This is a genomic window from Streptomyces sp. MCA2 (assembly GCF_023544705.1).
GTDB lineage: Bacteria > Actinomycetota > Actinomycetes > Streptomycetales > Streptomycetaceae > Streptomyces > Streptomyces decoyicus.
In genome coordinates, this window is record NZ_JAMJFM010000083.1 from 18,078 (window position 1) to 29,513 (window position 11,436).

At 69.9% G+C, this 11,436-nt stretch carries 7 protein-coding genes and 2 pseudogenes; 1 reads left to right on the forward strand and 8 read right to left on the reverse strand.

Going from position 1 to position 11,436, the window contains the following annotated elements:
* Window positions 1-185 precede the first annotated feature (185 nt).
* Window positions 186-2,462 carry a transglycosylase domain-containing protein gene (locus M8I34_RS39110; protein ID WP_250057857.1) on the forward strand — a complete coding sequence of 759 codons (2,277 nt, stop codon included), beginning with the start codon at window positions 186-188 and terminating at the stop codon, window positions 2,460-2,462.
* 93 nt (window positions 2,463-2,555) lie between these two features.
* Here M8I34_RS39110 and M8I34_RS39115 read toward each other — a convergent pair whose 3' ends face one another.
* From M8I34_RS39115 to M8I34_RS39150, 8 genes and pseudogenes are all read right to left on the reverse strand, one after another.
* A complete protein-coding gene (locus M8I34_RS39115; RefSeq protein ID WP_250057858.1) occupies window positions 2,556-4,019 on the reverse strand; it encodes a catalase in 1,464 nt (487 codons plus the stop codon).
* Between the two features lie 183 nt (window positions 4,020-4,202).
* A pseudogene (locus M8I34_RS39120) lies at window positions 4,203-6,135 on the reverse strand (SpoIIE family protein phosphatase).
* Between the two features lie 762 nt (window positions 6,136-6,897).
* A complete protein-coding gene (locus M8I34_RS39125; protein WP_250057859.1) occupies window positions 6,898-7,581 on the reverse strand; it encodes a class I SAM-dependent methyltransferase in 684 nt (227 codons plus the stop codon).
* 211 nt (window positions 7,582-7,792) lie between these two features.
* Window positions 7,793-8,536 (reverse strand): DUF402 domain-containing protein, encoded by a 744-nt coding sequence (locus M8I34_RS39130; RefSeq protein WP_244418895.1) that lies wholly within the window; start codon window positions 8,534-8,536, stop codon window positions 7,793-7,795.
* Between the two features lie 166 nt (window positions 8,537-8,702).
* Window positions 8,703-10,115, reverse strand: coding sequence for an aspartate ammonia-lyase (locus tag M8I34_RS39135; RefSeq protein ID WP_250057860.1), 1,413 nt, complete (start codon window positions 10,113-10,115; stop codon window positions 8,703-8,705).
* Between the two features lie 51 nt (window positions 10,116-10,166).
* Window positions 10,167-10,388, reverse strand: a complete 222-nt coding sequence (locus tag M8I34_RS39140) for a DUF397 domain-containing protein (RefSeq protein WP_250057861.1) — start codon at window positions 10,386-10,388, stop codon at window positions 10,167-10,169.
* Window positions 10,382-10,507, reverse strand: a pseudogene (locus M8I34_RS39145) (DUF397 domain-containing protein); the annotation flags it as partial. The gene M8I34_RS39140 and the pseudogene M8I34_RS39145, both read right to left, overlap by 7 nt.
* The gene (locus M8I34_RS39150) at window positions 10,476-11,390 is read right to left on the reverse strand and encodes a helix-turn-helix transcriptional regulator (RefSeq protein ID WP_250057862.1); all 915 of its coding nucleotides are present in this window, start codon (window positions 11,388-11,390) and stop codon (window positions 10,476-10,478) included. The gene M8I34_RS39150 and the pseudogene M8I34_RS39145, both read right to left, overlap by 32 nt.
* Window positions 11,391-11,436: the final 46 nt, after the last annotated feature.

Genomic DNA, 11,436 nt, shown 5'->3' on the forward strand with positions numbered 1-11,436 from the left:
TGTCCGGCGGCAAGATCCCAGGTGAGGCGGCGGCGACGCGCAAAACCCACCCCTTGGTTCCGTCCAGGCGGGTGCTGTTTGTCACGTTGGGAAAAGCCTTGATCGATGAGTATTTGTTGACAGATGCGGTGTTAGCTTCAACAGCTGAATTAGCTGGGGGCGGAACGACTGGAGTTGCTGAAGCGATGGGCCGAGCGGACGCGAGACGGGCGCGACAGGGAAGCGCCCGCCGGGCCAAACCGAAGGACAAGAAGTCCGGCATACGCCGGTTCTTCACCTGGAAGAAGCTCCTCGGAGCCTTCCTCGGGGTGTGCCTGCTGGGCATCCTCGGCTTCGTCGGCCTGTATCTGTACGTGGACATCCCCAAGGGGAACAACGAAGCCAAGCTCCAGAGCAATGTCTACAAGTACGCCAATGGCAAGGTCATGGCGCGTACCGGTCTGCGCAACCGTGAGAACGTCCCGCTGAGCCGCATACCCAAGGACGTCCAGCGCACCTTCGTCGCCGCCGAGAACAAGAACTTCTACCACGACTCCGGTGTCGACCTGATGGGTACCGCGCGCGGCATCCTCAACACGGTGATGGGCCGCGGCAAGCAGGGTGGTTCGACGATCACCCAGCAGTACGTCAAGAACTACTACCTGAGCCAGGAGCAGACGGTTTCCCGCAAGCTCCAGGAGATCGTCATCTCGCTCAAGGTGGACAACAAGTTCGGCAAGGACGACATCCTCGCCGGCTACATCAACACCAGCTACTACGGCCGCGGCGCCTACGGCATCCAGGCCGCCGCACAGGCCTACTACGGCGTGGACGTCGAGAAGCTCAACGTCTCGCAGGGCGCCTACCTGGCCTCGCTGCTCCAGGCGCCGAGCCAGTACGACTGGACCAGCGCGACCCCGTCCGGCCGGAAGCGGGTCCAGGAGCGCTGGGCCTACACCCTCGACAACATGGTCGAGATGAAGTGGCTCCCCGCGGAGGAGCGCCGCAAGCAGACCTTCAAGAAGCCGAACGACCCCAAGCCGCCGCCCGGTGTGAGCGGTCAGAACAGCTACCTCATCGAGCAGGCCAAGCAGGAGCTCTTCGCGCAGGGCGTCGACGAGAAGCAGTTCGCGGCCGGCGGCTGGACGGTCACCCTCGGCATCGACAAGAACAAGCAGCAGGCGCTGGAGAAGTCGGTCAAGCGCAAGCTCCTCGACGACCTCGACCCCAAGAAGCGCAAGGTCGACGGGGACGCCCAGCTCGGTGCCACCTCGGTGGACCCCAAGAACGGCCACATCGTGGCGATGTACGGCGGCGAGGGCCCGCCGAAGCACTACCGGAACAACGCCACCCGCACCGACTACCAGGCCGCCTCCACCTTCAAGCCGCTGATCCTGGCGTCGGCGATGGAGAACAACGCGGTCACCCAGACCCAGCTTCCGATCAACCCGAACACGATCTACGACGGCCGTAACCGCCGTCCGGTCGTCGGCGGCAACATCGCCTTCGCGCCGCCCAACGAGGACGAGCGCGAGTACGGGAAGATCAGTGTCCAGGAGGCGACCAACAACTCCGTCAACGCGGTCTTCGCACAGATGGGCGCGGACGCGGGCCTGGACAAGATCAAGGAGACCGCGGTCAGTCTGGGCATGGACGACAAGATGGACGTCAAGCCCGCCATGACCCTGGGCACCATGGGCGCCAGCCCGCTCCAGATGGCCGGCGCCTACGCCACCCTGGACAACCACGGCAAGAAGGTCACCCCGACGATCGTCACCAAGGCCACGCACAGCGTCAACGGTGTCGAGACGAAGGTCCCGCTGAAGGACCCGATCGGCGACCAGGTGCTCAGCCGCAAGACCGCCGACACCATCACCTCCGTACTGACCGGTGTGGTCAACGACGGCACCGCCTCGGAGGCCGTGAAGAACACCGCCTACGAGGCGGCCGGCAAGACCGGTACCTCCGACGACGACAAGTCGGCGTGGTTCGTGGGCTACACGCCCAAGCTGGTCACCGCCGTCGGCATGTTCGGCGAGTCCCCCCAGGGCGGCCGGCAGGTCACCCTCAAGGGCACCGGCGGCGGTACCCGGGTCAACGGCGGCGGCTACCCGGCCCAGGTGTGGGCGGACTACACCGAGGCGGCGCTGGGCGGCAACACCGGCGCGGAATTCGAGCTGGACACCAACCTGGGTGCCGCGATCCCGCCGACCCCCACCCCGACGCCGAGCGACACGCCGTCGACCAGCCCGAGCCCGTCCAAGACGCCGAGCGATTCGCCCTCGCCGACCCCGTCGAAGCCGAGCGGGCCCGCCTCGCCGTCCCAGAGCGGACGTCCGAGCCCGCCCATCCCGTCCGGCTCCGGCTCGCCGGACGGCGGGGTGGACGGCGGCGGCGGTGCCGGCGGCGACGGCAATCCGACCGGCGGCAACGGGAACGGCCCCGGCGGAGACGAAGCCGACAGCCTGACCGGCTTCAACTGACCCCGGTCCGAGCACAACACCGCAGCGCGGCCCCCGCCTTCACCGGCGGGGGCCGTTGCTGTCACGGGGCTGCTGTGCCGGAGCGGTGGCGCCTCAGCCGCCGTTCACCTTGTGGGCGATCCGGTCGCCCACGTTCTTGTCGATGTTGCGCCAGTACTGGAGCGCGCGGTCGAGCACCGGACGGCTGACGCCGTTCAGCAGATGGCCGGACACATTGCCCACGAGCCGGTCGCGGGCCGCGTCGTCGAGGACCTGGCGGACCATCGTGCCCGGCTGGCCGAAGTCGTCGTCGTCACGGCGCAGCGTGTAGGCCTCGCGCACCATCTCGCCGCCGGTCTCCCAGCCCGCGGGCTCCCCGTAGCGCAGGGTGTCCGCCGCCGGGCCGCCGTAGCTGTTCGGGGCGTACGGCCGGGCCGCGCGGGACGGCTCGTACCGCATCGGGCCGTCCTTCGCGTACGAGTGGACGGGGGCGTGCGGCCGGTTGGGCGGCAGCTGGGCGTAGTTCGGGCCGATGCGGTAGCGGTGGGTGTCCGCGTAGGAGAACAGCCGGCCCAGCAGCATCTTGTCCGGCGACGGGCCGACGCCCGGCACCATGTTGGACGGTTCGAACGCCGCCTGCTCGATGTGGATGAAGTAGTCCTCCGGGTTCTTGTTGAGCGTCATCCGCCCGACCTCGATCAGCGGGTAGTCGCCGTGCGGCCACACCTTGGTCAGATCGAACGGGTTGAACCGGTAGTCCGGGGCGTCCGCGAACGGCATGACCTGCACATACAGCGTCCACGACGGGGCATTGCCGCCGTCGATGGCCTCGAACAGATCGCGGCGGTGATAGTCGCCGTCCTCGCCGGCGATCCGGTCCGCGTCCTCCTGGGTGAGGAAGTCGATGCCCTGGTCGGTCTTGAAGTGGTACTTGATCCAGAACTTCTCGCCGCCGGCGTTGACCCACATATAGGTGTGCGAGCCGTAGCCGTTCATGTGGCGGTAGCTCTTGGGGATGCCGCGGTCGCCCATCAGCCAGGTGACCTGGTGGGCGGACTCCGGCGACAGCGTCCAGAAGTCCCACTGCATGTCGTTGTCGCGCATCCCGTTGTCCGGGCGGCGCTTCTGCGAGCGGATGAAGTCCTGGAACTTGATCGTGTCCCGGACGAAGAAGACCGGGGTGTTGTTCCCCACCAGGTCGTAGTTGCCGTCCTCGGTGTAGAACTTCAGGGCGAAGCCACGGGGGTCGCGCCACGTGTCGGGGGAGCCCTGCTCGCCCGCGACGGTCGAGAAGCGGGCCAGCATCTCGGTGGTCCGGCCCGGCTGGAAGAGATCCGCCTTGGTGAACTGACTGACGTCATTGGTGACTTGGAAGAAGCCGTAGGCGCCGGCGCCCTTGGCGTGCACCACCCGCTCGGGGACCCGTTCGCGGTTGAACTGGGCCATCTTCTCGATGAGGTAGTGGTCCTGGAGCAGGATGGGGCCGTCCGGACTCACGGTGAGTGAGTGCTCGTCGCTCTCCACCGGATTGCCGGCGTTGTTCGTCGTACGCGGGACGTTCTGCGCGCTGCTGGTCATGGAGGAATGCCTCCTGTTCGACGACGGGGAGTAGGGGTCGGTCAGTCCCGAATTGGGGCGGTCAGTCCCTTACATCCACCCAAGCAGTCAACTACCCCGACGGCACGTCGGCAAAAGCTGGACCCCGTCCGGTCTCAGACGGGGTCCAATATGTGGGATACGGCGCCGTGCGGCCGCCCGGAATCAGGGGCGCTGGGCCCCCGGAGGCATCGACAGCTCGAACCAGACGACCTTTCCCATGCTCAGACGGGTCGCGCCCCAGCGCCTCGCCATCCGGTTGACCAGGTAGAGCCCCCGCCCGCCCTCGTCCGACGGCCGGGCCTGGCGCAGCCGCGGCAGCTGCGGGACATCGTCGCCGACCTCGCAGCGCAGTACGTCCGTCCGCAGCAACCGCAGCGTGATCGGCCGCTCCGCATACCGCACCGCATTCGTCACCACCTCGCTGACCAGCAGCTCCAGCTGGTCGGTCAGCTCCTCCAGACCCCAGCGCGCCAGCGCCCGCCGGGCCAGCCGCCGGGCCTGCCCCGCCGTCTGCGCCTTCGGGTCCAGATACCAGTACGCGACATCGCTCGGCGCGATCCCGTCGAACCGGGCCGCCAGCAGCGCGATGTCGTCATCGCGGTCGCCGGGGCCCAGCATGTCCAGCACCTCGTCACACATCGGCTCCAGCGGCGGCGGGTTGGGACCCGTCAGCCGGGCCGTCTCCGCCAGCCGCTCCCGCAGCTGCTCGATACCGGTCCACACGTCCCGGATGCGCGACTCGACCAGACCGTCCGTATAGAGGACCAGCGTGGCGCCCGCGGGGGCGTCCAGCTCCACGGCCTCGAAGTCCACCCCGCCGACGCCGATCGGCGCGCCCGACGGGACCCGCAGCACCTCGGCGCGCCCGCCGCGGTGCAGCATCACCGGCGGCGGATGCCCCGCATTGGCGATGGTGATCCGGTGCGCGACCGGGTCGTACACCGCGTACATGCAGGTCGCCATCCGGTCCGTACCCAGCCGCTGCGCCTGCTCGTCGAGATGGTGCAGCACCTCCTGCGGCGGCAGGTCCAGACCCGCCAGCGTCTGCGCGGTCGTACGCAACTGGCCCATGATCGCGGCAGAGGTCATCGAGTGGCCCATGACATCGCCGACGACCAGCGCCACCCGGCTGCCCGGCAGCGGGATCGCGTCGTACCAGTCGCCGCCCACCCGTGCCGTCTCGGCGGCCGGCAGATAGCGGCTGGCCAGCCGGACCCCGGTCGGCTGCGGCAGCGAGTCCGGCAGCATCGTGCGCTGGAGCGCGTCGGCGATATACGCCTCGCGGCCGTAGAGCACCGCCTTGTCCACGCCCAGCGCGGTGTGCGTCGCCAGCTGCGCCGCCACCAGCAGATCGTCCGGCTCGAACGCCGGCCGGTCCGGGCGGCGCAGGAACACCGCCGCACCGATCACCCGCCGGCGGCCGCGCAGCGGCGCCAGGATCACCCGGTGGCCGCCGGGCAGCCGCGGGTCGGGACCCAGCAGCTCCGGCAGTGCCGTCCGCGCCGCCTGCGCCTCGCCGAACAGCGGCCGTACGCCCCGCAGCACCTCGGCCAGCGGCCCGCCGGGCTCCACCTCGGCCAGCTCCGCCGCGCTGCCGCCCATCGCCGGACCCAGATCGGGCTGCGCGGGCAGCACCGGCAGCCGGGCGCCGTTGGTGTCCGGCTCCTCCGGAATACGGTCGGTACGGCGCAGCCGCAGCACCACCGGGCCGGTCGGGCGCTCGTCGCCCACCGGCAGCGGATCCCGCAGATAGACCAGGATGGCGTCGGCGAACGTCGGCGAACGTCGGCACCGTCGCCCGGCACAGCCCGAGCACGATCTCGTCCAGGTCGATCCCGCGGGCGATCCGCCGCGTCGCCGCCCCGATGAAGCGCAGCCGGTCGCCGCCCGCCTGCCGGGCCGCGGCCACCTCACTGCTCTCGCCCGGATGCGCCGAGCGGGCCGGGGGAACGGGCGGCGGGCCCTGCGGCGGTCCGGTCTGCCCGGTCAGCCGGTCCGTCATGGCCTCCCCGGCCGCCGGCCGCGCCGCCTCGCCCCGGTGGTCGTCCGGGCCCGCGGACCGTCCGCCGTGCGGCGCCGACGGCTGCTCCGGCACCGTTCCGCCCGGCTCGCCGCCCCGCGGCCGCGACCGCCCTGAGCCGCCCGGAGTGCCGCCCTCCCGCGGCCGCCCGATGCCCTCGCCGCCATGGTGCGGGCGCTGCCCGTGATGCGGCTCCTCGCCCGGCTCCGGCGCCTCCGCGCGGCCCACCGCGCCCTGCGCCACCCGCCGCCCGGCGCGAGCCGTCTCCCGCCCCGCATCCGCCGCCCCGCCCGGCCGTCCTCCCGCAGGCATGGCCACCTCCCCGTACGCGTCGCCGTACGGGGCCGAAGCGTCCCGTGCGGCGGCATGACCGCCGCTGTGCGCGGCGCTGTGATCGCTGGTGCACCCGTCGGTGTGGCCCGCGGCGGTGCCGTCCGCGTCCGCCGACGGGTCCCGCCGCGCCGCGCCGTGATCCGCGGCCGGCTCGTCGTCGTGGGGGCCGGCCGGTGCACCGGCCGAGGCCGTGACGGCGACACCGGCAAGGCCTATGTCGTCACCGCCGCGCACCGCGAACCCGGCGCCCGGCACCGGAGTGAACCCGGCCGTGGCGGGCTGCTGGAGGGCGCTGCGCGGGTCGGGGACCGCGCCGTACGACGCCGTCCCGGCCGGCCCCCGAGCAGGGGACGCCGAGTCCGCGGCGGTCGAGGCCGACCGCCGCGATTCGTGGGAGGTGGGGTGCTCCGTCACGCGTGGGATTCCATCCGTCCGGGGCTGTGCGCCCGACGTGCCACGTTCCGAGCGCGCCGCCCGTGCGGGACGCGCCCAACGCGCTGCGTCTCAGGCGCGTCGCAGGTGCAGAAAGAGCTGGATCTCGGGTGGTACGTCCGTACTCGCCGGGGCGTATGCGTAGGCGTCCTCCCCGACGACGTCAAAACCCGCGTCGTGCACGACCCGGCGCAGGTCGTCCCGCAGGTAACCCGATACCCGGATCGAGTTGCCCAGGAACGGAATGGTGAAGTCGTCCACATCCGCCTCGACCATGGACAGGGCCAACAGCCCCTCGGGTCGTAGCAGATCATGCAGCATGCCCAGTGCGTAAGGGATTTCCGCCCGGGGCAGCATCAGAAGCGAGAAATAAGCGGCGATACCGTCGAAGGAGCCGGGGCCGCCGAGCCGGCCGCCGCGCAGATCGGCGATGTCCAGCCGGTGGAAGTCGGCGTCCGGGGCGTTCTCCCGGGCCAGTTCGACCATCGAGGGGGAGAGGTCGATTCCCACGACGCGGTGTCCGGCGTCCGTGAGCTGACGGGCGGTCGGCAGGCCCGTACCGCATCCGAGATCCAGGATGCGTGAGCCCGCGGGCAGGGTTCCGGCCAGCCAGGCGCCCGAGGTGAGCTGGCCGTCCTTGTGCGGAAAGGCGTCGTCGTACCGGTCACCGATCGCGTCGAACGCCTCGGCCTGGCCGGCCCGGTCCAGTGCTAACCGGTTCAGCCCCTCGTATCCGTCGTAGTGAGTTGCACTCACGACCTCGCCCCTCCTGCGACCGCGGTCAAGTTCGTTTTCCCGTTCTGGAGTTGCGCCTGTGCAGTCTTGCGGAGGACGATCCTACGTTTGAAGACCCGGGGCGCAGCAAGGGGGCTCGGCCCCGCTCCTCGCCCCGCAGGAAACAGCATTGCCCATAGGCGCAGCTTTCCACGGTTCGCCCCCTTCCGTCGCGTGAAGTCGCTTCGCTCCCTCACGACCGCAAACGTTCCGGTGCGCGGTCCCAGTCGTCCGGGAGCCCGGGGACTTCCCAGGCCGGATCGGGCCGCCAGTCCTCCCAGCCGTCGGCGTACGGCTCGCGCCAGGCCGTGATCTGTGCGATCGCGGCCCGCCCCGCCGACCTGACCTCGGCGGCCCGTGCGTCCGTCATCAGCCCGTCCCGCTGCGCCTGCGCGAACTCGTCCTCGTCCCGCCACTCCCAGTGCCGGTCCGGATAGACACAGATGTCGAGAAAGTGGTCCTCGGAGTCAATGCCGCCCGCCCAACGGCGGCGCGGCTCCTCCAGATTGACGTACCAGTTCTTGAACTGCCAGCCACGCTCCCAGAACAGCCACACCGACCACGGGTCCCCGGGCCGGGCCAGCTTCAGCACGCCGGTGCCGAACCACTGGTCGTGGGCGGTCCGGCGCGGTTTGGTGTAGCGGGTGGACAGCGGCTCGCGGTGCACCGGCGTGCCGTCGGCGAGCACCGGCTTGATGCAGGGGGTGCCCGGCGCCATCCACACCGCGAGCAGCTCGTCGGTGTCCTGGACCACGGTCATCGGACGGCAGATGTGGAACCGCGCGGCGTCGGCGTTGTCGCGATAACGCCACAGGATGTGGTCCCCCGGCGCCCAGCGCGTCCCTCCCGCCGCGCGGCCCGCCGCCCCCTTCGCACCGGCCGTCCCGCGTCCGCCGGCCGTCTCGCCTTCCGTCGTGTCCACCATGTCCGCTGTCATGCGCAGATCTTAGAGGCGTGGCATGAAGCGCGCCGTGACATGAACCGCACCGGGCGTTACGGGCATGATAATGCGGGCCGCCCCCCGAACCCTCGCCGCAACAGGAACCTCCGCGTGCGGACGGGGGACGGGGGACGGGGAAGGGCGGACGGCGGACGGGCCCGGCTCAGGGATGCGTCATCCGCAGGACGTCCAACGCCTCGTCCAACTGCTCCTCGCTCAGCAGCTCCCGCTCGACATAGCCGCCTTCGAGGACCACCTCACGGATCGTCTTCCGCTCGGCGACGGACTTCTTGGCGACCTTCGCGGCCTCCTCGTACCCGAGGTACTTGTTGAGCGGAGTGACGACCGACGGCGACGACTCGGCGTACTCACGGGCCCGTTCCACGTTCGCGGTGATCCCGTCGACCGTACGGTCCGCCAGCAGCCGGGAGACATTCGCCAGCAGCCGCACCGACTCCAGCACGTTCTTCCCGATCACCGGCAGCATCACATTGAGCTCGAAGTTGCCCGCGGCCCCGGCCGCCGCCACCGTCGCGTCATTGCCGGTGACCTGCGCCGCGACCATCAGCACCGCCTCCGGGATCACCGGGTTGACCTTCCCCGGCATGATCGACGAGCCCGGCTGGAGATCCGGCAGCGCGATCTCCGCGAGCCCGGTCCGCGGCCCCGACGCCATCCACCGCAGATCGTTGGCGATCTTCGTCAGCCCGACCCCGATCGTCCGCAGCTGCCCGCTGGTCTCGACGATCCCGTCGCGCGCCCCCTGCGCCTCGAAGTGATTCCGCGCCTCCGTCAGCGGCAGCCCCGTCGCCCGCGCCACTTCGGCGATCACCGCGGCCGAGAACCCGGGCGGCGTGTTGATCCCCGTCCCCACCGCCGTACCGCCCAGCGGCAGTTCCGCCAGCCGCGGCAGCGAGGCCCGCAGCCGCTCGACGCCGTACCGCACCTGGGCGGCATAGCCGCCGAACTCCTGCCCCAGCGTCACCGGCGTCGCATCCATCAGATGCGTCCGCCCCGACTTCACGACCTCGGCGAATTCCTCCGCCTTCCGCTCCAGCGACTCCGCGAGATGCTCCAGCGCCGGGATCAGGTCGTTGAGGACGGCCGAGGCCGCCGCGATATGAATCGAGGACGGGAAGACGTCATTGGACGACTGACTGGCATTGACGTGGTCGTTCGGGTGGACCGCCCGCCCCAGCCGCTCGCTCGCCAGCGTCGCGATGACCTCATTGGTGTTCATGTTCGACGACGTCCCGGACCCGGTCTGGAACACGTCGATGGGGAAGTGGTCGTCCCACTGCCCCTCCGCCACCGCGGCGGCGGCCTCCTGGACGGCCTCCGCGATCTCCTTGTCCAGCACCCCCAGCTCCCCGTTGACCATGGCGGCCGCCCCCTTGATACGGGCCAGCGCCTCGATGTGCGCCCGCTCCAGCCGCTGCCCGGAGACCGGGAAGTTCTCCACCGCACGCTGCGTCTGCGCCCGCCATTTGGCATGCGCGGGCACCTGCACCTCCCCCATGGAGTCGTGCTCGGTCCGAAAGCCGTGGGAGTCGCCGAATGCGCTGTTGTCACTCATACCTATGTCAGTGCCCGGGAACGACGATCTGTTCCCGGGCACCCCCGTAAGTCACCTGCCTGCGGGGCACTCACCCTTCAGCCCCGCTATGAACACGGCCCAGGCGTGGCGGGGGATGAGGAGGGCGGGTCCGTGGGGGTTTTTGGAGTCACGGACGGGGACGAGGGCGGGGAAGCCGTCGGCTACATGGACGCAGTCGCCTCCCGCCTGATTGCTGTAGCTGGACTTGCGCCAGACGGCGGCGTTCAGATCGGGGCCGGGAGCGCTCAGCATGCGAATCCGTCGGCTTTCAGGCCGGTTATGAACGTGGTCCAGGTCTGGTGGGGGATGAGGAGGGCAGGTCCGTGGGGGTTTTTGGAGTCACGGACGGGGACGAGGGCGGGGTGGGTGTCGCTGACCTCGACGCAGTTGCCTCCCTCCTGATTGCTGTAGCTGGACTTGCGCCAGACGGCGGCGTTCAGGTCGGGACGGGATGCGCTCAGCACGGTGGGTGCCCTCCATCACTGATCGGATCATGTCGAGTGACATGTTCGGCGGCAGGGCCAGGGCCCGAAGCCGATCGTAAATTACCGAGAACGACTCCACCTCGCCTGGCTCGTCGAAGAGTTGACCGAAGTCCGCGACTTCGACGTAGGCCGATTCCATTCCGTTCGGTTGAGTCAGGAGCGTGAGAGATCTGCCGATGATTTCGTGACCTCCACTGCTGAACGGCAGCACCTGAAGGGTGACGCGGGGGAGATTCGCTGCCTCCAGAAGCCGCGCGAGCTGCGCCTGCATCACGGTCGGGCCGCCGAGGGGGCGCAGGAGAACGGCCTCATCGACCACGACCCATAACTCGGGTCCGTCGGGTTCAGTGAGCCTCACCTGGCGCCCGAGTCGGGCAGCCACTCGTTCCTCCAGCTGCTCGGCGGATTCGAGTGTTCGGCCAAGACTCAGAAGGGCGCGGGCGTATCTCTCCGTCTGTAGCAAGCCAGGTACGACGGCCGATGCGTACTCCCTGATGGCCACAGCTCGCTCTGAGCGCTCCATGAACTCCCGCGCCCAGTCGGGAAACGTCTCCCGGTAGACATACGGCCACAGCTCGATCAGCAACTCATCGGCACCCAACGCCTCGTCCAGGGCGCGTGCCAGCTCAAGCGTCGGCTTGGCGCCAGTGGTCCGCTCGATCTGGTTGATGCGCGTGCTGTGCGTGTGTGCCTGCCGGCCTAGTTGTGCCTGCGTCAGCCCTGCATTCAAGCGAAGTCTGCGCAGTCGCGTAGCGAAGAGTGCCGCCATCGACGCCGAGGGATCAATTTCTTTGGCCACAGCCTCACTTCCGTCC

Excerpts from the sequence above, each read along its gene's own strand:
- M8I34_RS39110 (WP_250057857.1), top strand. The coding sequence starts at position 186 with ATGGGCCGAGCGGACGCGAGACGGGCGCGACAGGGAAGCGCCCGCCGG.
- M8I34_RS39115 (WP_250057858.1), bottom strand. The coding sequence starts at position 4,019 with ATGACCAGCAGCGCGCAGAACGTCCCGCGTACGACGAACAACGCCGGC.
- M8I34_RS39130 (WP_244418895.1), bottom strand. The coding sequence starts at position 8,536 with ATGACAGCGGACATGGTGGACACGACGGAAGGCGAGACGGCCGGCGGA.
- M8I34_RS39135 (WP_250057860.1), bottom strand. The coding sequence starts at position 10,115 with ATGAGTGACAACAGCGCATTCGGCGACTCCCACGGCTTTCGGACCGAG.
- M8I34_RS39140 (WP_250057861.1), bottom strand. The coding sequence starts at position 10,388 with ATGCTGAGCGCTCCCGGCCCCGATCTGAACGCCGCCGTCTGGCGCAAG.
- M8I34_RS39150 (WP_250057862.1), bottom strand. The coding sequence starts at position 11,390 with ATGGCGGCACTCTTCGCTACGCGACTGCGCAGACTTCGCTTGAATGCA.